Below are 23891 nucleotides of genomic sequence, written 5' to 3'. Positions count from 1 at the left end.
CCCGGCGCAGGCTGCTTTAGCGCAGGAACCAGCTTGCCGCGTTGCGATAACTGATGTCCCGAACCATTTCGTCCAATGCCGTCTTGTCGTCGGGCAACAGACCATCGGCATGCCATTGACCGATCATCCGGCACAGCAGTCGCCGGAAATATTCATGCCGCGTGAACGACAGGAACGACCGGCTGTCGGTCAGCATGCCCAGAAAGGTCGAAATCAGGCCCATCTGCGCAAGGTCGTTCATCTGGCGTTCCATGCCATCCAGCTGGTCGTTGAACCACCATGCCGTCCCCGCCTGAATCTTGCCGGGGCGGCTGCCATCCTGAAAATTTCCGGCCGTGGTCGCCAGAACGGCGTTGTGCGCGGGGTTGACCGAATACAACACCATCGCCGGCAGTTCATCCGTGCGATCCAGGCGATCCAGCAAGGCATTCAATGGCGACGCGATTGCAAAATCATTCATGGAATCCGCACCCGCATCGCGGCCGACCCGGCCCAGCAACCCGCTGCGATTGTTGCGCAGCGGGCCGATATGCAGCTGCATGACAATGCCCCGCGCAGCATATGCCCGGCCCAGGGTCACGAACAAAGCTGCGCGCAAGGCCGCAGCGTCATCGGCATCGACGGCCGCACCCGAAAGGCGGCGGCGAAGAACCTCATCCAGCTTGCTGGCGGGATATTCCGCGCCACAATCGAGCAATTCAATGCCATGATCTGCGGCCCGGCATCCATGCGCGACAAAGTGGTCCAGGCGTTGCAGCAATGCCCCTGCCAGCCTGTCAAAGCTGTGAATTTCTGCTCCGGTAGATTCGCCAAGGGATTGAATATACGCGACAAAACCTTCGGACTCGATCTGGAAGGCGCGATCAGGCCTGAAACTGGGCGCGACTGTCAGATCAGGGTCGTCCTGCAAGTGACGGTGATGGGCCAGATCGTCCAGCGGATCATCGGTCGTGCCAATGAACTGAACATTCATGCGCCGCAACAGCCCGCGTGCCCCGAATTCCTTGTTCGGCAGCATGGCGTTGACGTGATCCCATACCTCATCCGCGGTTTCCGGTGAAAGAATGGTGCCTTCCAACCCGAAATAGCGCCACAGTTCCAGATGTGACCAGTGATGAACCGGGTTCATGGCCAGGCGCGGCATGGCTTCTGCGAAGGCGTCGAATTTCTGGCGATCACTGGCAGGGGCCGTAATGCGATCTTCCGGAATGCCAGCCCAACGCATGACGCGCCATTTATAGTGGTCATGGCCCAGCCAAAGCTGCCCCAGATTGTCCCAATGCTGGTCCTGCGCGATTTCGGCCGGAGGCAGATGGTTGTGATAATCGATGATTGGCAGATCGGCGGCCACGTCATGATACAGCCGCTGTGCTTCGGATGTGTTCAGCAGGAAATCGGGTCCAAGAAAGGTTGTCATCGATCACTCTTTGGTTTGGGCGATTGCATGGCCGATATCGCCCTGCGACAGCGCCTCGTATGCGGCAAACAGGGGGCGGACAAAGCGCGGATAATCCGCCAGATCGGGCGAAAAGACCTGACCAAGCGCCAGCATCGCCATCACATAGTCGCCGCCATCGTCGGCGTCCTGAACAATCTGGCGCAGCTCGGCTTCCAGGGGATCGGGCAACGGCAGGCCGGCCTCGACCGTGACCCTGACATATCGCAACCACGCTGCAATCCCCAGATAGGTCAGCGGACAATCTTCACCTTGGTGAAGATGCTGAATTGCCGGGGCAATCAGGCGTTGGGGCAGTTTCGCGCTGGTGTCTGTTGCGATCTGGCGTGTCTGATGGTTCAGGCGTGAATTGCCGAAACGAGCGATCAGGTCATCAGCGTATTGCGCCAGATCCATATCCTCGACCGGCTGCAGGGTTGGGGCCTGTTCGTCCACCATCAATTGACGCGCGGCCTGTTTCAGCGTGACGTCATTCATGCAATCCGCGATCGTGCGATATCCGGCCAGAACCCCCAGACATGCCAGAAAGCTGTGAGCGCCGTTCAGCATGCGCAGCTTCATGTCTTCATAGGGGCCGACATCGGGCACGATCTGCGCACCGGCCTTTTCCCATGCAGGGCGGCCAGCGGCGAAATTGTCCTCGATCACCCATTGCCGGAACGGCTCGGCAACGATGCTGTTTTCGTCGCGCGAACCTGTTGCCGTTTCGATCAGGTCCAGGGCGTCGGAATCCAGCGCGGGAACGATGCGGTCGATCATGGTTGACGGAAAGCTGACCTCCTGGGCAATCCAATCCGCAAGGTCCAGATCGCGCAGCCGGGCGAATTCCATGATCGCGGTGCGTGCCAGCGCACCGTTATGGGGCAGATTGTCACAAGACATCACGGTCAGGCCGCCATGTCCGGCCTTGCGCCGCCAATCAAGCCCGGCGACGATCACTCCGATTGCCGTCGCTGGTGCCGTCGGGTCGTTCAGATCGGCCGCAATGCCGGGGTGTTCCAGATCCAGATGCCCGTCGCGAAGCGTATAGCCCTTTTCCGTGATCGTCAGCGAAATGATCGACAGATCAGGCTGGGCGATCTGATCGAGAAGGCGTTCGATCCCGTCCCGTTTCGGATGCAGGGTTGCGCAGACCGCGCCGATCTCGCGCGCGGTGACGCCGTGATCATCGGCCTCGATCACGTGATACAGGTGATCGGCGCGATCCAGCGCATCCAGATCGTCCTGCCCCGAATTCAGGCGACAGGCGATGACGCCCCAGTCGCTGCCATCCGCAAGCGCCTCGTTCAGATAGACCAACTGATGCGCCCTCGCGAACGCACCAAAGCCAATATGCAGGATCCGGGGCTTCAGCGCGGCACGATCAAATGAAAACGTGACGTGATCAATGGTCGGCATGCGGCACCTCGTTTGTGGCGATATGGTCGGTTGCGACACCGTTGATCCGCAGGATGCGGGTTTCCGCGGCAGGCAGAGCAAAGGTCAGATGATCCCAAGCGGGTTGCCAGCTGCCCGAAGCGGTCAGCGTCAAGTCGATGGTATCCTCGCTGCCTTTGACGCGAATATCCAGCACCCAGTTTGCGCCGTTCAGGGCCTGGGCGCTGATGCCGTCATCTTCATAAAGCATGGCGCGGTCGTCAAAGACCCCGGCGGCAGGAAAGACCGCAAGGTTGCGGGCCTGATCCGTGCTGCCGGACGCACGCATCGTTCCCTCTGACAAGGGGAAGACTGCGCCGGCGCGCACGAATAGCGGCATCGAATCAAGATCGACCCGAAGGGTGATTTCCTGCCCCGGAGCGTGCCATTCTCCGCTGTGGAAATCATACCAGCCCGTATCGTTCTGCGGCAGCCAGACCGTGCGCTCGCACGCCCCCTTTTCCAGCACCGTTGCGACCAGAAGGTCACGTCCCAGCATGAAATCATCACTTTCCTCAAAACAACGCGCGTCGTTTTCGTGATCCATCAATGTCGGGCGCAAGATCGGTTGATATGCGGTCACTGCCTGGTAAAGCGCCGTATAAAGATAAGGCACAAGTCGATATCTCAGGTCCAGCGCCGCCCTGATCTGAGGCAGGATCTGGGGATACATCCAGGGTTCGTTGACCGTGGCATCGTCATTCCAGGAATGGATGGTAAAGCGCGGATGGAAAATGCCGTTCTGCACCCAGCGCAGGAACAGCTCGGGTTCGGGCCGCGGCCCCGAGAAGCCGCCGACATCATGCCCGATATTATAGATGCCCGACATGGAAAGCCCGACACCCATCCGGTTGTTGTAGCGGATGGTTTTCCAATCGGTCCGGTTGTCCCCGGTCCAGGTCTGCGCGTAACGCTGGATTCCCGGCGCGCCCGAGCGGCTGATCAGATAGGGTCGGATACCCGGTGCGTGTTCGACCTGTGCATCGCGCGAGGCACGGGTCATCAGCACCGGCATCAAGGGACGGATCAGGCCGATGTCGATTGGCTGGCCAAAGCCCTGACAGATCGCGCCATGATCCCAGATCTCGTATTCGTTATTGTCGTTCCAGGTCGACCCGATTCCATGCGCCAGCAACTGCGAGGCGATATTGGATTTCCACCAATCCACAGTCGCCGGATTGGTGAAATCCAGATGCGATCCTTCGTCATCCCAGAATACCGAACGTTCGGGCGCGTCGGATTCGCTGTCGCGGATGAAAAGGCCGGCCTCCGCGGCCTCGTCATAGCGGGGGTGGTCCTGCAGGAGACAGGGTTTGATATTCGCGATCAGATGAACGTCGCGCTGCGCGAATTGCGCCGCCATTGCATCGATATCGGGAAACTTGTCGGTGTTCCAGTTGAAGACATAGCGCTTGTCACCGATCGATGTATAGCCCGATGACATCTGAAAGCTGTCACAGGGCAGCTGGTGTTCGGTGATCTTGTCCAGGAATCCTGTCAGCTGGTCCTGTGCGTCAGGCGCGTCGGTATAGCTCATGGTTGAACCCGAATAACCCAGCGACCAGCGCGGCGGAAATGCCGTTCCGCCTGTCAGCCAGGTTTGCCTGCGCGTCAGGCCCGCCAGATCCCGAGACCACGACATGTAATAGTCAAGATCGCCATCCACCGCGCGATAAGCCCGGTAGGGGCGGTGGTAATTGTCCAGCTCATTGCCCAGATCGAACCAGCAGCTGGCGAGGTTGTCATAGAAAATCGACCACGATCCCGCCTCGGCGGTGCGCGTCATTGTAAAGGGGATATGCTTGTACAGCGGATCGGTCGATTCCGCATCATAGCCCATCGCGTCCAGGTTTCGCATTTCAAACCGGCGACCTGATCGCTCAAGATCGCCCGACTTTTCGCCCAGGCCATAGACCTGTTCGGACGTGTCACGCAGCAGGAAATGTGCGTGCGCGTGGTCTTTGGTTCCGGCCATATATGCGCCGGTCGGCCGGTCGGCGGCAAAGGCCCGCCATTCGCCGTCCACGCGGGCGTGCCAGATCAATTGCAAGGGCGCGCGAATGGTCAGCCGAATGACCTCTGTCTGGATGACCAGCGCGTCCTCTTGCTGATCCAACGCGAAATCCGGGCAGGTAAAGCCACTGTTGTCATCGCGGTTCCGACCCTGGAAAGCGACATCTTGCTGCGGGGCGATTGACCATGTCCGCCCTTGACGCCAGCCATTTGCCCCGATCAGGGACACCCGGAACAGATCCTGTTCCAGAACGGTCACACGCAGGCTGCGACCTGCCTCAAGGCTCAGGGTGACGGTTGAATCGTCGCGACCCTGAAAGCCCCAGTTCTTCAGCGTTTTCATTATATTAACCGTAGTTCAAAAGCCATTGGGGCAGGATCAGGCTGATCTGGGGCACGAAGGTCACCAGAAGCAGCAGGCCGATCATGACCGCATAGAAGGGCAGCAAGGGGCGGATTACCTTGGCGATCGGAACCCGTCCGACCGAACAGCCGATAAACAACGCTGAACCCACCGGCGGTGTGCAAATGCCGATTGACAGGTTGAAGGTCATCATGATCCCGAAATGCACAGGATCCATGCCCAGATCGCTGACCACCGGCAGGAAAATCGGGGTAAAGATCAACAGGGCAGGGGTCATGTCCATGAAGGTGCCGACCACCAGCAAAGCCAGGTTGATGACCAGCAGGATCACCAGCGGGTTGTCAGACAGCAGCAACAGGTAATCGGACAACGCGAATGGTATGTCGCCATAGGCCATGGCGCGTGACATCGCGATGGAGGTTCCGATCATGAACAGCACGATGGTTGTCGTCACGGCGCTTTCCAGCACAATCGAGGGCAGATCCTTCAATCCGATTTCCCGGTACCAGAACAACGCCAGAACAAGCGAATAGACGACCGCGGCTGCCGACGCCTCGGTTGCGGTGAACACGCCGCCGATAATGCCGCCCATGATGACCAGGATCAGGCCCAGAGGCAGAATCGCGTCCAGTGTCCGATGGCGCACCTCGGCCCAGCTCGGGCGTTCGGCCAGCGGATAGCCGCGCCGCTTGGCGATGATGCCTGCCACCAGCATCAGCGACAGCCCCAGCAAGGCGCCGGGAAGGTAGCCCGCCACGAACAGCGCCGAAATAGAGGTGCCCCCGGTGATCAGCGAATAGACGATCAGCGTCGTGGAAGGCGGAATCAACAATCCCGTCGGGCTGGAGGCGATATTGACGGCGGCGGAATAGGCAGGGTCATATCCCTCTTTGCGCTGCAGCGGTGCCATGACGCCACCAACCGCGGCCGCAGATGCAACTGCCGACCCCGAGATCGAGCCGAACATCATGTTTGCGATCACGTTGCAATGCGCCAGCGCACCCGGCAGGCGTCCGCCCAGCACCTTTGCGAACTCGATCAGCCGCAACGCGATGCCGCCACGGTTCATGATATTGCCGGCAAGGATAAAAAACGGAATCGCCAACAGGGTAAAACTGTCCAGCCCCGATGCCATTTGCTGCGCGACGATAAAGATCGTCTGGTCGAAAGACATGAACAACAGGAATGTCAGCGCGGCTGCGATCCCGATGGAAAAGGCGATGGGCACTCCGATGACCATCAATGCGCCAAAGGATGAAAACAGAACGACAGCGGCCCAGTTCATAGCCCCGCCTCCTTGGTTGCGGGCAATGCCTCTTCGGGTTGGCTAAGGATCGTTTTTCCGCGGCCGATCTGGATCAGGTTGCCTATGGCGTAAGCAAGGATGATCAGCCCTGACAAGGGAATCGCCCCATAAACCCAGCCCATAGGCAATTGCAGCGCCGGCGAAATCTGGCCCGATGCCAGAGTTCGCTGCATCAGCTGACCGCCACCCCAGACCATGATCATGGTCGCGAAAAGGGCGATCAGCAGGGTGATCAACGCTTCGATCATTCTGCGTTTGGGGCCGGTCATGCTTTGGGGCAGCAGGTCGATGGCCAGATGGCGCCCCTGACCATATGTGTATGCCCCTCCGACCAGGGCCAGCCACATGAACAGAAAGCGCGCAAGCTCGTCGGTGGTGGTCGATGGGGTGCCCAGCATGTAACGGCTGATCACCTGCCAGGTCACGCAGACCAGCAGGACCAGAAATACCGCGATGATGCCGAAACGCAGCAGGCTGTCGGCGGCGCGCCTCATGGCTGCACCTCTGCGATAACTTGATGTGGCATGGCGTTCCTTCCTCCCACCTCTGGGCATATTCGCCCGTTCAATCGCGCGCAGAATGCAGAAGGTGGAAGAAATGGTCAACCAATTTGCCAATTTTGGTTGACATCTTTGCTGATTGGTGGCCCAACTTGCCCGGGACGTTGTTCTGCAACCGGCTTTACATCTGATCGACGGGGATCCCGTCGCTTGCTCTCAGGGAGGGAATTCATGAACACTGCCAAGACGCTGGCCGCCACGACCGCATTGTCGATGCTGGCAATCGCTGCATCGGCTGACGCCAAGACGCTGCGCCTCAACCACAACAACCCCGACGACCATCCCGTGCATATTTCGATGCAGAAGATGGCTGATGAGGTCGAGGAGGCGACTGGCGGTTCGCTGAAAATCCGCATCTACCCGAACGGTCAGCTGGGCTCGCAACGCGAATCGACCGAACAGGTCCAGAACTGTTCGCTGGATATGGCCAAGTCCAACACCTCTGAGCTGGAGGCATTCGCGCCCGTCTATGCGGCGTTCAACCTGCCATACATGTTCCAAAGCGAAGACCACTTCCAGAACATCATTACCGGCGATATCGGTCAGTCGGTGCTGGACAAGGCGGCAGATTCGGGCATTCGCGGCCTAGCCTATTACACGGAAGGCGCACGATCCTTCTATACCAACAAGGCCATTCTCAGCCCGGATGATCTGAAAGGCATGAAGATTCGCGTCCAGCCCAGCCCTTCGGCGGTTCGGATGGTCGAGTTGCTGGGTGCCAACCCGACCCCGATCGGTTGGGGTGAATTGTATTCGGCGTTGCAGCAAGGTGTTGTCGACGGTGCGGAAAACAATCCGACCGCATTGACCACCGCACGCCATGGCGAAGTTTCAAAGCATTTCTCGCTTGATGAACACACGATGATTCCGTCGGTCGTGTTCATTTCGAACTGCGCCTGGGACGGTTTGTCCGAAGACGAGAAAACAGCCCTGGCGACAGCCGCCAAGAACTCGATGACCTTCCACAGCGAAGAATGGAAGAAAGCCTCGGATGCCGCGATCCAAGAGGCTCAGGCGGATATGGGCGTCGAAATCCACGAAGTGGACAAAGCGCCGTTCATCGAGGCCGTCCAGCCGATGTATGACGAGGCCACCGCCGACAACCCCGAACTGGCGGAACTGGTCGATCAGATCCGCGCAGCGGCACAATAAATACGTAGGGGGCCGTCATGCTGGAACGTTCCGAACTTGCTGAAAACGCCTTGGCGGCCCTTCACGACGAAGGTTACGGCTCTGCGTACGATACGCGCAGCCTGAACCACCAGACGATGATCTTTACCGGCGGTCGCCCTGTGCGATCGCTGGACGGAGACTGGAATTTCTGCGTTGATCTGTTGGATACGGGTTTGCGTCAGAAATGGTTCGCGATGCAGCCTGAAACACCCGTGAATCGTATCGAGCCTTGGGATTATGATCCCTATATGGGCGAAACGGTTCCGGTGCCGTCCAATTGGCAGATACTTCAGGACAAATGGTACTTCTTTGAAGGCGGGTCGTGGTATACTCGCGCCGTCGATCTGGACCCTGACCCTGACGGGCGCCTGTTCCTGCGCGTCGGTGCAGCCAGTTATGACTGCAAGGTGTTTCTGAACGGTAAATTCCTCGGCAATCATCTGGGTGCGTCAACGCCGTTTTTTGTCGAGCTGACGGATCATGCGCAGCCAGGCCGCAACTGGCTGATGCTGTTCGTTGACAATCGCCGGCAGGCCGACCGGGTGCCGATGCAGAACACCGACTGGTTCAATTATGGCGGTGTGTACCGCGAGGTTTCGTTGTTTGAAACGCCCAAGACCGTCATTCGCGATCTGGTTCTGTCACTTGCACCGGATTCCTATGATCGCATTTCGGTGCGGGTCGAGGTCGAAGGTGCCGATCACGCGCATCTTGATATCAAGGGCCTGATTCAGATCGATATTCCTTTGGTCGATGGGGTCGGAACCATAGAGGTCGAGGCATCCCCGCAATTGTGGTCGCCCGAAAATCCGCATCTTTATGATGTGACATTGACGGCTGGCGCCGATGAGGTGCGCGATCGCGTCGGCTTTCGCCAGATCCAGCGGCGCGGCACCGATATCCTGCTGAACGGCAAGCCGATCTGGCTGCGCGGAATCGCGGTGCACGAGGATGATCGCGAATTGGGGAAAGTGACGAACGAGGCGGATCTGATTCGTCGCTTCGATCATGCGCGTGACCTGAACTGCAACTTTATGCGGCTGGCGCATTATCCCCATCATGAACGCGCAGCGCAGCTTGCGGATGAACGGGGCATCCTGATCTGGGCCGAGATTCCCGTGTATTGGGCCATTGATTTTGCCAATCCCGCTACCCGCGCTGACGCGGAAAATCAGCTGGCCGAGCTGATCCGTCGCGACCGCAACCGCGCTTCGGTGGTGATCTGGTCGATTGGCAATGAGAACGCCGATACCGATGCCCGTCTTGCCTTCATGTCGGGTCTGGCTGCGCAGGCACGTGCCATGGATCCGACCCGCCTTATCGCCGCGGCATGTCTGGTCAACCATCAGACGTTGCGGATCGAGGATCGTCTGGCCGACCATCTCGATATTATTGGTATCAATGAATATTATGGATGGTATGACGAGGATTTCGATGATCTCGAGCGGATCGGCCGGAACTCGAACCCGGATCGCCCGGTTGTCATCTCCGAAACCGGTGCCGATGCCGATATTACCGCCGAAGGTCCGTCCGAGGGGTTGTTCTCCGAAGCATATCAGGCAGAGATTTATCGCAAGCAAACATCAACGCTGGCCCGGCTGGGTTATGTGAAGGGCATGTCGCCCTGGATTCTGTATGATTTCAGAACCGAACGCCGCCAGGGCATTTATCAGCGTGGCTGGAACCGCAAGGGACTGATTGCCGCAGATAAGGTCACGCGCAAGGCGGCGTTCGATATTCTGGCCGAGTTCTACGCCCGGCATGCGCAGGGTCAGGGCCATGAGTGATGCCCCTCAGCGCCGCTATCAGGATGTGGCCGCCGAACTGCGCCAGCTGATCCGTGCCGAAGGGGTGCAGCCGGGGGATCGGATCCTGACCGAGCGGCAAATTGCATTGCGGTTGGGGGTCGGGCGCAGCCTTGTGCGCGATGCGATCATCATGCTCGAAGTAGAAGGTCTGGTGCAGGTGCGCCAGGGATCGGGGGTCTATCTGCAGGAAGGTGCGCCCGATACCGCGACGGCGCCAGAGACCGAAGACGACATCGGGCCTTTCGAGCTGCTGGAAGCGCGAATGGTCCTGGAAAGCGCTGTTGCCGGACTGGCCGCGGCCACCGTCACAAAGGCGGATATCATCGCCATGCGAGAAGCGCTTGACGATGAGCGCCGCAGCATCACCGAGGGGCGGGACGATTATCAAAGCGACCAACGGTTTCATTTGCTGATCGCCGAGGCCACACAGAACGGCGTTCTGGTCAAGATGGTCAGTGACCTTTGGAACCTGCGCAATCGTAGCCGGATGTGGGCGCAGCTGCATAGCCGGATCTTTGATGACACCTATCGCAGCCGTTGGCTGGACGATCATCAGGCCATTCTGGATGCGCTGCGCGCCCGCGATTGCGCGCGCGCCCGTCAGGCCATGCGTGACCATCTGGGCAATGTCAGTGAAACGCTGATGCAATTGTCCGATTCTGAGGATCCGTCCTTTGACGGCTTTCTGTTCTCGACCGCGCGAACGGCGCGGACACTATAAGTTTGACAGGAGTATGATGTGAAGCAGACATGGCGCTGGTTTGGGCCCAATGATGCAATCTCACTTGCCGAAATTCGTCAGGCGGGTGCCGAGGGCATTGTTTCGGCATTACATCACCTTCCTAACGGAACTATTTGGCCCGAAAACGAAATTCGGGACCTGAAAACAAATATCGAACAAGCCGGGTTGGATTGGGATGTGGTCGAAAGCATCCCCGTGCATGAAGATATCAAGACCGCAGCGCCAGGTTGGGAACGTTATGCGGATGCCTGGGCCCAATCGGTTCGCAACCTTGGTGCCTGTGGTATCCGGACGGTGTGTTACAATTTCATGCCGGTGCTGGACTGGACCCGCACGAATCTGTCCTATCCATTGCCAAGCGGCGCGCGGTGCCTGCGCTTTGATGCTGTGGATTTCGCACTGTTCGACATTCATGTGCTTGCCCGTGGAGGCGCAGTCAACGAGCACCCGCCCGAGATCGTCGCCCTGGCAGCAGAGCGTGCCGAAACCCTGTCTGCATCGGATCGTCAGGCATTGACCGATACGATCCTTGCGGGTCTTCCCGGCGCCGAGGAAACCTATACGCTGGATCAGTTCCGGGACCACCTTGCCCGCTATCGTGATATTGACGCCGACCACTTGCGTCAGAACCTTGCCGCCTTTCTGCGCCATGTTCTGCCCGCAGCAGAAGAGGCGGGGGTCGTGCTTGCGATCCATCCTGACGATCCTCCGCGCCCCTTGTTCGGTCTGCCGCGCATTGTGTCGACGGCGCAGGACATGCGCTTTATCGCTGATATTTCGGATAGCCCATGCAACGGGTTCACGTTCTGTACGGGTTCGTATGGCGTGCGCGCGGATAATGACCTTGCGGCGATGCTGCGCGCGCATGGCGAAAGGGTGCATTTCCTGCATCTTCGCGCGACCCGTCGCGAGGCGGACGGCCTGTCGTTTCACGAAGCAGATCACCTTGACGGCGATGTTGATATGGTCGAGATCGTGCGAGCAGCGCTGGAAATTCAACGCAGTCGCGGGGTGATCCTGCCATTTCGCCCCGATCATGGCCATCAATTGCTGGATGATCACCGCCGCCCAGGCGGCGCGCCGGGCTATCCGGCCATTGGGCGTCTGCGCGGATTGGCCGAATTGCGCGGTGTCATGCACGCGGTCGAACGGTTCCTTTAGGGCCGGCGGATCAGCGCGAGGGCCGGCGCCCCAAAGTGGTGTCGCGTTCGATCAGGGTGGTGGAAAGAACTGTATTGCGATTGGGCGAACTGTCACCTGCCACCCGGCTTTCCAGCCGCTGCCAGACGGCACGCGCCACGTCATCGATGGGCAACGAGACGGTGGTAATCGGAACTTTGCGTGCCGTCATCCAAAGCGAATCGTGATATCCGATCAGAAGCAGGTCATCGGGGGCTTCGATCCCGATCTGCGCAAAGGTTGCCAGCGCCGCCAAGGTCATGACATTCGTCAGGCTGATCACCGCATCGGGCAAGCCATGCTCGCCGAACCATTCGGTCAGCTTCTCGGCGCCACGGGTGGGTTCCGACCCGACGGCCAGAACCTGCAATTCCACATCCCGCTCGCGTTCAATTCGTTCCCGGGCGCCACGGATCCGTTCGCGAATCGTCGCGATTTCCGTGATCGAACTCAGCATCAGGATCTTTTTTGCGCCCTTGAGGATCAGATTGTCCGCCGCGGTCCAGCCTGATCCGTAATTGTCGACGGTCACCGTATCAAATGGGGTCAGGCTGGGGTTTACACGGTCGGCGCCGATGATCGGCAGGTCGGGGTGGTCCCGAAACACCTCCATGGGCAGCTCTTCATGGCAAGGGACAAAGACCAGCCCGGTCGGGCGCCAGGCCAGCATTGCGCGCAAACGGGTGCGTTCCAGTTCGGGATCGTTGCGCGAGCATGACAAGATGACCTCGAACCCCGAATCCTCGGCCTGCGCCTCGATCCGCGAAACAAAACGGCTGAGGAACAGGTCTTCCAGATCTGGCACCATGACCGCAATCACCTTGGCCTTGCCAGATCGCAGCCGCGACGCGACGCGATCAACCGAATAGTCCAGTTCCCTGGCGGCGGCGCGGACGCGCTTTTCCAAAGCCTCATTCACATGTTTCTTGCCCGAGAAGACATGCGATACGGTGGCCGTCGAAACACCTGCCCGGGCCGCGACATCCTTGATCGAGGCGCGGCGACCCGGCTGCGGTGCTTTCGAGGCATTCTTCATTTTTTCCCGCCGTTGATTGGGCCGTTGCAGAACGTTCTAATGGGATAACGATTATCGAAATATCCAAGTAAATCAAGAAAAACCTGCAGTCCTTCATTCCTTTTGGGCGAAAAGTTTCTCGCCTTGATCTCCCTTGAGTGTAAAAATTATCAAGATATAACAAATGTATACGTAGTAATTCCTCTGTTTATCCAAGATCGTGCAAAGACTCTGATTGACAGTTAAACGTTTAATTCGTTACCGTCTGTTCGCAACGATGCGGCGTATCCAACGACGCCGCGATGGCTGCGACAGGGAGGGGAGCTTGTGACATCCAATAAAGTGGCATTCGTCGGTGCTGGGGCGACCCTGCTATGGGTCGCCATCTGGGCATGGCTGACACGAGAGGGCGGCCCCGTTTCCGAGCTGTTCTTTCCGTCTCCGGGCGATGTTCTGGACCGGCTGATCATGTTCTGGTCGCGGCCTTACATCGGCAGCACATTGATGGGGCATATCCTCAGTTCACTATCCATCGTTCTGGCGGGCTGGGTTCTGGGCGGTATCGTTGGTGTTCCTTTGGGCATCGCGATGGCGTGGTGGACTCGCCTGAAATGGATCGTCTTTCCGATTTTTCAGCTGATCCGCCCGGTTCCACCGCTGGCATGGATTCCGTTGACCTTGCTGTGGATCGGCATTGGCGATGCCGCGCGGATTTTCGTCGTTTTTATCGCGGCCTTGGTTCCGTGGGTCATGAATTCGATGCATGCCGTCTATTCCGTTGACAAATTGCTGATCGATGCCGGGCGCACGCTCGGCGCGAATGATCGCAAGATCCTGACCCGCATCGTGATCCGCTCGGCAATTCCGACCCTTCTGGCAGGTGCCCGGATCGCCCTTGGGAATGCCTGGACCACCCTGGTCGCAGCAGAACTTCTGGCCGCAACTGCGGGGCTTGGTTACGTGGCGCTGAACGCATCCAGGATGCTGGACACGGATGTTCTGGTGGTCGCGATGCTGCTGATCGGTTTGTTGGGGGTCATGCTGTCGGCGCTGATGGGACTTGCGGCGCGCATGTTCGCGCCCTGGGTCAAGAATGACCGGAACGGAGGATAATCTGATGCGGATCAATTTTCTGAACAGGACCCGTTCGTCGGACAGCTCTCGTTTGCCACTGATCTATGGCGCCGGGTCGCTTCTGGTGCTGTTGATCTTGTGGACGCTTTCCACCTCGGTTCTGGGGTGGATCGACCCCATGACCCTGCCGTCGCCCGCCGAGGTGGTCGCACGCTTTGGCAATCTGATCGTCGAACCATTCAGTGGATCGACCCTTGCCGGACATGTCGGCGCCTCGCTCTATCGTTGGGCATTGGGGGTCGGGGCGGCTGTTTTGCTTGGCGTCCCGGTCGGGATCCTGTTTGCGTGGCTTCCGGGCTTTCGCGCGGTATTCAACCCGATCTTCGAGGTTCTGCGCTATATCCCACCCTTTGCATGGGTTCCGATCGCGATCCTGTGGTTTGGGGCGTCAACGGCGACGCAGGCAATGGTGGTGTTCATCGCGGCTTTTCCCGCTTGTGTCATCAATGCGCAATTGGGTGTGCAGCAGGTCGATCCGATCCTCGTTCGCGCGGCACGGGTCTTGGGCGCAGGTCAGGGCGCGATGCTGCGCCGTGTTGTTGTGCCTGTCGCCGCGCCGGCCATCTTCACCGGCCTGCGCATTGCAATCAGCAATGGCTGGATGGCGCTGGTCGGAGCCGAGCTGGTGGTTGGCAAGGTCGGCTTGGGCTTTCTGATCTCGCAGGGTCAGAACAATGACTCGGTGTCGACGATCTTTGTCGGGATCATCGCGATCGGCAGCCTGGGCGTCATCATCGACACGCTTCTGCAACGTTCTGAAACCGTGCTTTTGCCCTGGCGCAAGCCGCGCGCGCAGCGCGACGGATAATAGGAAAATATCATGCAAAACCAACAATCCACGCCCAAACTGGAACTGCGCAATATCACCAAGTGGTTTGGCCCCAAGGACACTGGCGTCTGTGCCGTGGACAATTGTTCGCTGGCTGTCCAGAAAGGCGAATTCATCTGCGTCGTCGGCCCGTCAGGTTGCGGTAAATCAACGCTGATGACAGTAGGCGCAGGGCTGGAGCAACCGACCGAAGGCGAGATCCTGGTCGATGGCAAACCCGCAGGCCCCCCTGGCCCGCAGCGCAGCGTCGTATTTCAGAAATTCGCGTTGTTCCCTTCGGAAACGGTTGCCCAGAACATCAAGTTCGGACTTCAGATGTGTGGGGTCGATGCCAAGGAACAGGAACGGCGGCTGGTCGAACAGCTGAAGATCATGAAGCTTGAACAGTTCCGCGATGCTTACCCAAGCGAGCTGTCGGGGGGCATGCAGCAGCGCGTGGCGATTGCCCGTTCGCTGGTGATGCAGCCCGAGATCCTGTTGATGGATGAACCATTCGGCGCGCTGGATGCGCAAACCCGCACCATCTTGCAGGAAGAGGTGCAGCGTCTTCACCGCGAGCACCATTACACCGTGCTTTTCATCACCCATTCCGTGGAAGAGGCCGTTTATCTTGGCGATCGCGTCATCGTCATGAGCCGCCGTCCCGGACGGATCAAGAAAGAAATCTCGCTGCCCCGCGACGTGGTCTGGAAGCGCGGCGATATCGAGGTGGCCGCCGAACATCCCGATTTCATCGCCGCACGGCGTGAAATCTGGGCGCTGGTTCGGGAAGAAATCATTGCCCAATAACGGGCGACAAGGTTTTGAAAGGGAGGAAAGATCAATGAAAATCAAGAATATGATCCTTGCAACGGCAAGCTGTGCATTGATGGCGGGCGCCGCCTTTGCCGATCCGATGCAAATCAACCTGAACAGCCAGCCCAATGAGACGGGATTTCCGCTGTGGCTTGCCGATCATCTTGGCTATTTCGCCGATAATGATCTGGAGGTCGAGATCACCTATTTCCCCAATGGCGGCGCGGCTCTGGCATCGGGGGTGTCTGGCGACTGGCAGGCCGGCTGGACGGGCGGCCCGCCCGCGATCTCGGGGTGGGACAAGTTCAAGCTGATCTCGGTCGGCACGATGCTGAAAGAAGATCGCAATATCAAGCTGATCCTGCGCAATGACGTCCTGGGTGATGGCACACCGGCCGATGCCCTGCGCGAGACCCGCGTCGGAACCGTTCCGAATTCCACCTGGAGCCAGCTGCTTTATGCCTGCGCCGAGCATTTCGGCGTTGCTCAGGACGAACTGGAAATCGTTCCGCTGGACCCGCCTGTAACCCGTCAATCGTTGCTGAATGGCGAAATCGGTGCAGGCACCACGGCCGCATCAGCCGATTTCGACATCGTGATGGACAAGGAAAACTACACGGTCGTGTGTGATGGCGAGGTGGCTGGCACCTCGATCATCGTGCCGCTGATCGTCACCAGCCGCTTCTGGGAAGAACATCCCGACGCTGCGGCGCGCTTTGTCGAAGCCGTCTATCGCGGAAACGAATACACCCGCGAACATCCCGACGAAACCGTGGAACTTGCCCTGGAATTTTTCAAGGATGCGGGGATCGAGGGCACCCCGGAAACCGCAGGATATGCGTTTGGCCTGCGTGACTTCCAGACTCTGGATGAAGCAATCGCCGACATGGAAAGTGGCGCCACGATCGACACGTTGGTCGCCAGTGCCGAGGTGCTGGTCGCCGCCGGGGCCTATGACGAAGTGCCCGACCTGCCAGCCATGCAAGACAGCGCATTGCCGATCCTGCAAGCCGCAAAAGCCCTGAGAAAAGAATAAGATCCGTATCGGAGGTCATTGAATCATGAGTATCACCCACAACAACACACACGAGCTCTTCAAGGGATATGTCGGGCGGACCTACAAGGATTCGACCCCTTGGTGGCCCGAACCGCAAAGCCCCGATGAAGACAGCCCGAATGTGCTGGTGATACTGTTCGATGACATGGGTTTTGGCAGTCTCGGCTGCTTTGGCAGTGAAATTGACACGCCCAATATCGATGCATTGGCACAGGGCGGGCTGCGGTATAACAACTTTCATACCACTGCCCTGTGCTCGCCAACACGCGCTTCCTTGCTGACGGGGCGCGACCACCATGCCGTCGGCATGTCGATCATCGCCAATGCCGATAGCGGTTTCCCCAGCAAGCGCGGTGCAATTCGCCAGAATGCAGGCACGATTGCCGAAATGCTGTCGGGCGAAGGCTACAGCACTTATGCGATCGGCAAATGGCACCTTGCGCCCGTCGACCAGACCTCGGCGGTGGGGCCGTTCGACCAGTGGCCCCTGGGGCGCGGGTTCTCGAAATACTATGGTTTCCTTGAGGCGCTGTCCGATCAGTTCCGTCCGGCCCTGGTGCGTGACAACCAGCATGTCGAGCCTCCGCGGAAGCCGGACGAAGGTTATACCCTGAACGAAGATCTGGTCGACAATGCCTGTCAATTCCTGACCGATCACGTCTCACTGGCCCCAAAGAAGCCGTTTTTCATGTATTTCGCCCCCGGCGCGATGCATTCTCCGCATCAGGCACCGCAGGAATTCCTGGACAAATACAAGGGCCGCTTCGACGCGGGGTGGGACAAGGTCCGCGAGCAGCGGCTGGCGCGCCAGATCGAAATGGGCATCGTTCCAAAGGGAACCGGGCTTGTTCCGCGCAACGAGGGCGTGGAACCCTGGGACAGCCTGTCTGACGATCAGAAGAAACTTTATTGCAAGTTCGAAGAGGCTTACGCAGCTTTCCTCGACCACACGGACAAGGAACTGGGACGCCTGTTCGCCCATCTGGAAGCCCTGGGCAAAAAGGACAACACGATCATCTTCCTGCTGTCCGACAACGGCGCCAGCCAGGAAGGGCAGATCCACGGCTCGACCAGCACCACCTTCTACGAAAACATGGATGCCGAGCCTTTCGACTTCAATCTGGAACGGCTCGACAATATCGGCACCAAGCGCGCCAAGAACAACTATCCGATTGGCTGGGCACAGGTCGAAAACACACCGCTGCGCCGTTACAAGCAGAACACCCATGCAGGCGGGGTTCAGGACCCTATGATCGTGCATTGGCCCAAGGGCATCAAGGAACAAGGCGGGGTTCGCAACCAGTTCCATCATGTCATGGATATCGTTCCGACCATTCTCGAGGCGGCCGGCACCGAGGCACCGTCAATGATCAGGGGCGTTCCTCAGATGAACATCCACGGCACCAGCATGCTGTATTCGTTCAATGACAAGGACCAGCCCACGCATAAGCGCACGCAGGTCTTCGAGATGTTCGGCCACCGAGCAATCTGGCATGATGGCTGGAAAGCCGTCGCCTATCACAAGCGTTACTCGGACTATGACGACGATCAGTGGGAACTGTATCATGTTGCCGAAGATTTCGCCGAGCAGAACGACCTGGCCCACAAAGAGCCAGACCGGTTGCGCAAGATGATCGAACTGTGGTGGGCCGAGGCCGGGCGCTATGACATCCTGCCCCTTGATGATCGCGGCTTTGCCGAAAGGCGCGCGATGGCGCGACCGCGCAAGGATTCGCCCCGCATTCAACAGGAATATGTGTTCTATCCGGGCATGACCAACATTCCCGGTGGGGCGGTGCCATTCACAATGGATCGATCCTATCAGATCGACGCCCGCGTCAGGATTTCGGAGAATGGCGAAGGCGTCATTCTGGCCTGCGGCGGCCTGTGCGGCGGCTATAGCCTGTATGTGAAAGACGGGAAGATCGTTCACGACTACAACTTCTATGAACAAATGCTGCGGACCGAAGCGCCCGTCCCGGATCAGGATGACTGGCTCGACATTCGCTATCGTTTCGAGAAAACAGGCATTTGCAAAGGGATTGGTCATTTGTCCGTAAATGGACAGGAGTTGAGCCAGATCGATATTCCCGAGACGTATAAATACTTCATGGAATGGGAAGGACTGAGCCTTGGCAGAGATGCCGGTTCGCAGGTCAGCCCGGCTTATGCTGAACAAGGCGCATTCCCGTTTGCGGGTGACATCGATCATGTCCGCATCACCCTGGGCACCGACATTGCCGGGCCACATGACTATGAAAGCCAGGACTGATCGGCGTGGAAATAAGGCTGGGGCGCCCGATGGCGTCCCGCCGACGGAACCTTATGCGATAGTAAAGGTATTCACCTCAATGCGTTGTATAGAATGGATTAAAAACTCTCTCTATTCTACGCCTTCTGCTTTGACGGATTGTGGCGAAAAGGGGCTGCTTCCGACCTCGGGTTCGGCGGCCGATCCAACGGTCTGTGAATTTAAATTAAGTTATAAAAAGCAACTATTTATACCAGAAAGCAAGATTCCACGTGAGATTGTTCATGATGGTGTTGCGGCATGAATAGTCCCATCATCATCGGACTGGACGCAGGAACCTCGGTCATCAAGGCGGTAGCCTTTGACCAGAAAGGTCGTCAGGTCGCCGTCTGCAGCCGCAAGAACAGCTATTGCAGCCTGCCGTCCGGGGCGGCCACGCAAGACATGGCCCGTACCTGGGGCGATGCTGCGGCAGTGCTGAAAGGGCTGAGCGAGCAGCTGCCGGACATTGCACAACGTGCAGTGGCGATTGGTGTAACCGGGCAGGGTGATGGCACCTGGCTGATCGATGCTGACGGCCGACCCGTTCAAGATGCGATGCTTTGGGTTGATGCCCGTGCTTCCGAACAAGCGTTGGCGATCACGGCGGATCGGAACTATCCGCTGATCTATGACAGTACCGGAACCGGGGTGAACCCGTGCCAGATGCGATCACAGCTTTTGTGGATGCAGAAAGATGCCCCCAGGCAATTGGACCGCGCGGCGGCGGCGCTGCATTGCAAGGACTGGCTGTATTATTGCCTGACGGGCGCTGTGGCCACCGACCCGAGCGAAGCGGTGCTGAACTTTGGCGACATGGCGTCGCGCACTTATTCCGAGGCGGTGATCGACGCCTGTGGTCTGGCGGGGTTGCGCCACCTGATGCCCCCGATCGTCGATGGGGCCATCAGCGATCACGGGCTTTCGCCAGAGGCGGCGACGCTCACCGGTCTGCCACGGGGGTTGCCGGTATGTCTGGGGGCGATCGACATCATGTGCTCGGCGATGGCGGCGGGGCTGTATGACGCCGAACTGCAACCCGGCCTGACCATCATGGGGTCGACCGGGGTTCACATGCGTTTTGTCGAGAACGCTGAAAACGTTGTTCTGAACAAGGCCCGCACGGGCTATACGATAGGTTTTCCGGGCACGGCCTTTGCGCAGTTCCAGACAAATATGGGGGCGACGGTCAATATCGACTGGATGATCGGTATCGCCTGCGAAATCCTGGCTGCCGAAGGGGTTGCGCGCGATCCGGCGCAAATATTGGCAGGACTGGATGACAAGGTTATTTCCGCCTCGCCGGGGCGCGCGATGTATCATCCATACATCCTGCCAGGTGGCGAACGGGGACCATTCCTGGACCCCGCAGCCCGCGCAAGTTTTGGTGGCCTTGATTCTTCGACGGGCTGGTTTGACATGATGCGTGCGGTCTATGACGGCTTGGCGCTGTCGGCGCGTGACTGCTATGACGCGATGGGGGGAACCCCCGCCGAAATACGCATCACCGGCGGGGGCGCGCGATCCTCGGCGATGAAAACAATTCTGGCATCGGCGCTTAACCGGCCCGTGCGCAATGTCGCACAGGATGAAGCCGGCGCGGCCGGGGCTGCGATGATCGCGGCGGTAAGGGTCGGCATCTTCGATGACATCGGTGCGGCGGCGGATGCCTGGGTGACGCCGCTATTGCGTGATGCTGTCATGCCGGATCAACAGCTGGCCCGCACCTATGACGGGCTTTTTCAGGTTTTCAGGGAAACACGCCTGGCAATGCAGCCGGTATGGCAGGCACAGGCAAATATGCGCGAGGGAATGAAATGACCAAGGATATAGCCATCATCGGCGACCAGTTCATGTTGTCGGAGATCTTTGAAAAAGCCATTCTCGATATATGCGGTGATCGCGTCCAGTGCCGCAATCTGGACTTTGGCTGGCCGGATGACCCGATCATCCAAGGCTATTCAGAGCCGCGGATCGAAGGTTTGCGCGAATATCAGGGCGACCCCGATGTCGTTATGCAGCATATCGGCAATGCGCCGGTTCTGGTGACCCATCACGCCCCCGTTTCCGCCGAGATGATGGACAAGATGCCCGATCTGAAATTGATCGCGGTGTCGCGGGGCGGGCCGGTCAACGTGGACGTTGCCGCCGCCAAGGCCCGTGGAATTACCGTCGTCAACACCCCCGGACGCAATGCCAGCGCCGTGGCCGAGTTCACGATAGGTGCGATGATCGCCGAGATCCGCAATCTGGGCCGCGGCCACGAGGCGATGAAGGCCGGAAACTATCGCACCGATCTTTACCGTGCGGATGTCATCGGGGACGAATTGTGTGACATGACGGTCGGTGTGATCGGCTACGGTCATATCGGTGCGCGGGTGGTGCGTATTCTGCGGGCCTTCGGCTGCCGGATCCTGGTTGCGGACCCCTATGTTCAACTGAGCGCCGATGATCTGGATGGCGGCGTCGAACAAGTATCCCTGGACAGGTTGCTGGAACAATCCGATGTGGTGACCATGCACCCACGTGTCACCCCGGAAACCACCGGCATGATGAACGCCGAGGCCTTCGCCAAGATGAAGAAGGGCGCTTATGTGGTGAACACGGCGCGCGGACCGCTTATGGATTACGATGCATTGATCGAGGCGTTGCAAAGCGGCCATCTGCGCGGCGCAATGCTGGAAACATTCGCCTTCGAACCGGTTCCCGCGGATTCCCCCTTGCTCAGCCTGCCCAATGTCACGCTGACACCTCATATCGCGGGCGCGTCATTGCGCACGGTCCGCGTTGCCGCCGGCAAGGCCGCCGAGGAAATCCGCCGCTGGCTGGACGGCGAGCCCCCCATGAATCCCAGCTGAGGAAGAATTATGCAACTAAGCGAAATCCAGCTTCGCCAGGCGATTGTGGCCAGCTGTCAGAACATGAACAGCCTGGGCATCAATCAGGGAACCTCGGGCAATATTTCGGTGCGCTGCGGCGACAAGGTGCTGATCACGCCCTCGGCAACCCCCTATGAGGACATGACGCCCGAGATGATCGCCGAAATGCCCTTGGATGGCGAATATGGCGCATGGTCGGGGCCGCTCAGGCCTTCGACCGAATGGCGTTTCCATTACGATATCCTGAAGGCGCGGCCGGACATGACAGCCGTGGTTCACGCCCATCCGACCTATTGCACGACGCTGGCCATTGCGCGCAAACCCATCCCGCCCGTGCATTACATGATCGCAAGCTTCGGCGGCATGGACGTCCGCTGTTCCGGATATGCCACGTTCGGAACAGCCAGACTGTCCGAACTTGCCCTGGATGCATTGCAGGATCGGACGGCTTGCCTGATGGCAAATCATGGCATGATCACCCTGGGCGAAAACCTCGAAAAAGCCATGTGGCGCGCCGTCGAGCTAGAGGCGATCGCGCGGCAATACTGTTTGTCCATGACGATTGGTGGGCCGGTCTTGTTGAGCGAAGACGATATTAACGAAGCGCTGGCAAAGTTTTCGGATTACGGATTGAAATCGACAGATTGAGCGAGAATGTTCAACAATGTTTTCATTTGTTGAACATTCATGTATTCAACATTCGAAAGGATTGTTGAACATGGTGTCGCGACATAGCAATCTGGCGCATGCGGCCTATCATGATCTGCTGCATGCGCTGAAGGACGAACGCATTTCAGAGTTGCGCGGCACCCCGACGCGGGTTGAACGCAACGGCCGCGTTTATTGGTATGACAGCTTTCGGATCGGAAATCAGGTCCGCAAACACTATATCGGTGAAGATACCCCCGATCTGGCGTCGCGAATTGCCCGCCATCGCGAGGCCCGCGAACCGGCCGAGCAACGAAGGCGGGCCCGATCGCGCCTTGTCCGGCTGTTGCGCGCCGAGGGCTATCTTGGGCTTGATCCCACCACCGGCAGCCTGATGGCCGCGCTGGCAGCCGCAGGGGTGTTTCGGCTGGGCGGCACAGTGGTCGGCACGCATGCGTTCAGGCTGTATGAAGGCGAACTGAACCTGCGTTACGATCTGACGCAGGCGGCACAAACCGACGATCTGGACATTGCCAGCTTTGAGCGCCTGTCGCTGGCCCTTGATGATGTTGCCGCACCACCCGTGCAAAAGGTGCTGTCCGAGTTCGATTTCACACCCGCTCCGAGCCTGGAACCGGGGCGAACATGGCGCTGGCGTCAGACCTCTGGACATGCGCTGGTGGAATTCCTGACACCGGCTTTCCAGCATGAAGGGTTGCGCGATCTGCCCGCACTTGGGGTTCAGGCGCAGGCTTTGCATCATCTGAACTATCTGATCGCACAGCCGATCCAGGCCGCCATCCCGTATCGCAGCGGGGTGTTGGTGCAAATTCCCCGGCCTGAACGCTATGCGATCCACAAACTGATCGTTGCAGCCCGCCGACGCGATGATGACCGGCTGAAATCCCACAAGGATCGCGCACAAGCCGCATTCCTGATCGAAGCATTGGCACAGGATCGACCCGACGATCTGCTGGACGCACATGAAGACGCCCGCGAACGCGGTCCCCGTTGGCGGGCATATCTGGATAGAAGCCTGGCCCGAATGCCCGACAGCGCCAATCTGCTTGGGTCATTATGACAAATGCCATGATCCGCATGCCCGCCCCCTGGTTTTCTGTTTTTTAGATTTGGAAGGTTTGTTCTGATGTCTCGGAAGCGGCATGGTCTCAGTTTTTCTGCGCGACTGGGTTGGCTTCGTCGACGTTTGTTCGCGCGGGGTGGCGA

At 58.8% G+C, this 23891-nt stretch carries 19 protein-coding genes; 13 read left to right on the top strand and 6 right to left on the bottom strand.

Translation table 11 applies throughout. From position 1 onward, the window contains the following. Window positions 1-16: 16 nt before the first annotated feature. The 5 genes from uxaC to PAF17_RS14360 are packed head-to-tail and all read right to left on the bottom strand — an operon-like array spanning window position 17 to window position 7049. Window positions 17-1417, bottom strand: a complete 1401-nt coding sequence (gene uxaC / locus PAF17_RS14380; protein ID WP_271889799.1) for a glucuronate isomerase — start codon at window positions 1415-1417, stop codon at window positions 17-19. Window positions 1418-1420: 3 nt separating this feature from the next. Further along, window positions 1421-2854: a mannitol dehydrogenase family protein gene (locus PAF17_RS14375; RefSeq protein WP_271889798.1), complete on the bottom strand. Its 1434-nt coding sequence runs from the start codon at window positions 2852-2854 to the stop codon at window positions 1421-1423. After that, on the bottom strand, window positions 2841-5228 hold the full coding sequence (locus tag PAF17_RS14370; RefSeq protein ID WP_271889797.1) for a glycoside hydrolase family 31 protein: 2388 nt from the start codon (window positions 5226-5228) through the stop codon (window positions 2841-2843). The genes PAF17_RS14375 and PAF17_RS14370 overlap by 14 nt, the downstream gene beginning before the upstream one ends. Window positions 5229-5232: 4 nt before the next feature. Beyond that, window positions 5233-6534, bottom strand: a complete 1302-nt coding sequence (locus PAF17_RS14365; protein ID WP_271889796.1) for a TRAP transporter large permease — start codon at window positions 6532-6534, stop codon at window positions 5233-5235. Continuing rightward, the gene (locus PAF17_RS14360) at window positions 6531-7049 is read right to left on the bottom strand and encodes a TRAP transporter small permease (protein ID WP_271889795.1); all 519 of its coding nucleotides are present in this window, start codon (window positions 7047-7049) and stop codon (window positions 6531-6533) included. Before PAF17_RS14360 ends, PAF17_RS14365 begins: the two co-directional genes overlap by 4 nt. A 237-nt stretch (window positions 7050-7286) precedes the next feature. On the opposite strand from PAF17_RS14360, the gene PAF17_RS14355 reads away from it, so the two are divergent. From PAF17_RS14355 to uxuA, 4 genes are read left to right on the top strand one after another with little or no spacing between them, the layout of a single operon-like run. Next, on the top strand, window positions 7287-8267 hold the full coding sequence (locus tag PAF17_RS14355; RefSeq protein ID WP_271889794.1) for a TRAP transporter substrate-binding protein: 981 nt from the start codon (window positions 7287-7289) through the stop codon (window positions 8265-8267). A 17-nt stretch (window positions 8268-8284) separates the two neighbouring features. Next, window positions 8285-10075, top strand: a complete 1791-nt coding sequence (locus PAF17_RS14350; RefSeq protein ID WP_271889793.1) for a glycoside hydrolase family 2 protein — start codon at window positions 8285-8287, stop codon at window positions 10073-10075. Beyond that, entirely contained in the window at window positions 10068-10817 is a 750-nt protein-coding gene (locus PAF17_RS14345; protein ID WP_271889792.1) for an FCD domain-containing protein, read from the top strand. The genes PAF17_RS14350 and PAF17_RS14345 overlap by 8 nt, the downstream gene beginning before the upstream one ends. Before the next feature lie 18 nt (window positions 10818-10835). Next, window positions 10836-11999, top strand: coding sequence for a mannonate dehydratase (uxuA, locus tag PAF17_RS14340; RefSeq protein ID WP_271889791.1), 1164 nt, complete (start codon window positions 10836-10838; stop codon window positions 11997-11999). 10 nt (window positions 12000-12009) lie between these two features. On the opposite strand, the gene PAF17_RS14335 is transcribed toward uxuA, so the two are convergent. Beyond that, window positions 12010-13053, bottom strand: coding sequence for a LacI family DNA-binding transcriptional regulator (locus PAF17_RS14335; protein ID WP_271889790.1), 1044 nt, complete (start codon window positions 13051-13053; stop codon window positions 12010-12012). A 306-nt stretch (window positions 13054-13359) separates the two neighbouring features. On the opposite strand from PAF17_RS14335, the gene PAF17_RS14330 reads away from it, so the two are divergent. The 9 genes from PAF17_RS14330 (at window position 13360) to PAF17_RS14290 (ending at window position 23745) form a co-directional block, all read left to right on the top strand. Next, on the top strand, window positions 13360-14145 hold the full coding sequence (locus PAF17_RS14330; RefSeq protein ID WP_271889789.1) for an ABC transporter permease: 786 nt from the start codon (window positions 13360-13362) through the stop codon (window positions 14143-14145). A gap of 4 nt (window positions 14146-14149) precedes the next feature. Beyond that, window positions 14150-14974 (top strand): ABC transporter permease, encoded by an 825-nt coding sequence (locus PAF17_RS14325; RefSeq protein ID WP_271889788.1) that lies wholly within the window; start codon window positions 14150-14152, stop codon window positions 14972-14974. A 12-nt stretch (window positions 14975-14986) separates the two neighbouring features. Continuing rightward, on the top strand, window positions 14987-15784 hold the full coding sequence (locus tag PAF17_RS14320) for an ABC transporter ATP-binding protein (protein ID WP_271889787.1): 798 nt from the start codon (window positions 14987-14989) through the stop codon (window positions 15782-15784). Window positions 15785-15818: 34 nt separating this feature from the next. Further along, entirely contained in the window at window positions 15819-16826 is a 1008-nt protein-coding gene (locus tag PAF17_RS14315) for an ABC transporter substrate-binding protein (RefSeq protein WP_271889786.1), read from the top strand. A 25-nt stretch (window positions 16827-16851) separates the two neighbouring features. Further along, the gene (locus PAF17_RS14310) at window positions 16852-19119 is read left to right on the top strand and encodes an arylsulfatase (protein ID WP_271889785.1); all 2268 of its coding nucleotides are present in this window, start codon (window positions 16852-16854) and stop codon (window positions 19117-19119) included. Window positions 19120-19398: 279 nt separating this feature from the next. After that, the gene (locus PAF17_RS14305; protein WP_271889784.1) at window positions 19399-20958 is read left to right on the top strand and encodes an FGGY-family carbohydrate kinase; all 1560 of its coding nucleotides are present in this window, start codon (window positions 19399-19401) and stop codon (window positions 20956-20958) included. Continuing rightward, window positions 20955-21995 (top strand): 2-hydroxyacid dehydrogenase, encoded by a 1041-nt coding sequence (locus PAF17_RS14300; RefSeq protein WP_271889783.1) that lies wholly within the window; start codon window positions 20955-20957, stop codon window positions 21993-21995. Before PAF17_RS14305 ends, PAF17_RS14300 begins: the two co-directional genes overlap by 4 nt. 9 nt (window positions 21996-22004) lie before the next feature. Next, window positions 22005-22664 carry a class II aldolase/adducin family protein gene (locus PAF17_RS14295; protein WP_271889782.1) on the top strand — a complete coding sequence of 220 codons (660 nt, stop codon included), beginning with the start codon at window positions 22005-22007 and terminating at the stop codon, window positions 22662-22664. A gap of 70 nt (window positions 22665-22734) precedes the next feature. Continuing rightward, window positions 22735-23745 (top strand): nucleotidyltransferase family protein, encoded by a 1011-nt coding sequence (locus tag PAF17_RS14290; protein WP_271889781.1) that lies wholly within the window; start codon window positions 22735-22737, stop codon window positions 23743-23745. The last annotated feature ends 146 nt before the right edge of the window (window positions 23746-23891 follow it).

Origin of the sequence: Paracoccus onchidii (genome assembly GCF_028294535.1) — a bacterium.
Lineage (GTDB): Bacteria > Pseudomonadota > Alphaproteobacteria > Rhodobacterales > Rhodobacteraceae > Paracoccus > Paracoccus onchidii.
The sequence above is the reverse complement of the archived record's forward strand: the minus strand, read 5'-3'. Positions and strand labels throughout refer to the sequence as shown.

Bases quoted from the DNA above. Each gene is read 5' to 3' on its own strand.
- uxaC (WP_271889799.1), bottom strand. From the start codon at position 1,417: ATGACAACCTTTCTTGGACCCGATTTCCTGCTGAACACATCCGAAGCA.
- PAF17_RS14375 (WP_271889798.1), bottom strand. From the start codon at position 2,854: ATGCCGACCATTGATCACGTCACGTTTTCATTTGATCGTGCCGCGCTG.
- PAF17_RS14370 (WP_271889797.1), bottom strand. From the start codon at position 5,228: ATGAAAACGCTGAAGAACTGGGGCTTTCAGGGTCGCGACGATTCAACC.
- PAF17_RS14365 (WP_271889796.1), bottom strand. From the start codon at position 6,534: ATGAACTGGGCCGCTGTCGTTCTGTTTTCATCCTTTGGCGCATTGATG.
- PAF17_RS14360 (WP_271889795.1), bottom strand. From the start codon at position 7,049: ATGAGGCGCGCCGCCGACAGCCTGCTGCGTTTCGGCATCATCGCGGTA.
- PAF17_RS14355 (WP_271889794.1), top strand. From the start codon at position 7,287: ATGAACACTGCCAAGACGCTGGCCGCCACGACCGCATTGTCGATGCTG.
- PAF17_RS14350 (WP_271889793.1), top strand. From the start codon at position 8,285: ATGCTGGAACGTTCCGAACTTGCTGAAAACGCCTTGGCGGCCCTTCAC.
- PAF17_RS14345 (WP_271889792.1), top strand. From the start codon at position 10,068: ATGAGTGATGCCCCTCAGCGCCGCTATCAGGATGTGGCCGCCGAACTG.
- PAF17_RS14335 (WP_271889790.1), bottom strand. From the start codon at position 13,053: ATGAAGAATGCCTCGAAAGCACCGCAGCCGGGTCGCCGCGCCTCGATC.
- PAF17_RS14325 (WP_271889788.1), top strand. From the start codon at position 14,150: ATGCGGATCAATTTTCTGAACAGGACCCGTTCGTCGGACAGCTCTCGT.
- PAF17_RS14320 (WP_271889787.1), top strand. From the start codon at position 14,987: ATGCAAAACCAACAATCCACGCCCAAACTGGAACTGCGCAATATCACC.
- PAF17_RS14315 (WP_271889786.1), top strand. From the start codon at position 15,819: ATGAAAATCAAGAATATGATCCTTGCAACGGCAAGCTGTGCATTGATG.
- PAF17_RS14310 (WP_271889785.1), top strand. From the start codon at position 16,852: ATGAGTATCACCCACAACAACACACACGAGCTCTTCAAGGGATATGTC.
- PAF17_RS14305 (WP_271889784.1), top strand. From the start codon at position 19,399: ATGAATAGTCCCATCATCATCGGACTGGACGCAGGAACCTCGGTCATC.
- PAF17_RS14300 (WP_271889783.1), top strand. From the start codon at position 20,955: ATGACCAAGGATATAGCCATCATCGGCGACCAGTTCATGTTGTCGGAG.
- PAF17_RS14295 (WP_271889782.1), top strand. From the start codon at position 22,005: ATGCAACTAAGCGAAATCCAGCTTCGCCAGGCGATTGTGGCCAGCTGT.
- PAF17_RS14290 (WP_271889781.1), top strand. From the start codon at position 22,735: ATGGTGTCGCGACATAGCAATCTGGCGCATGCGGCCTATCATGATCTG.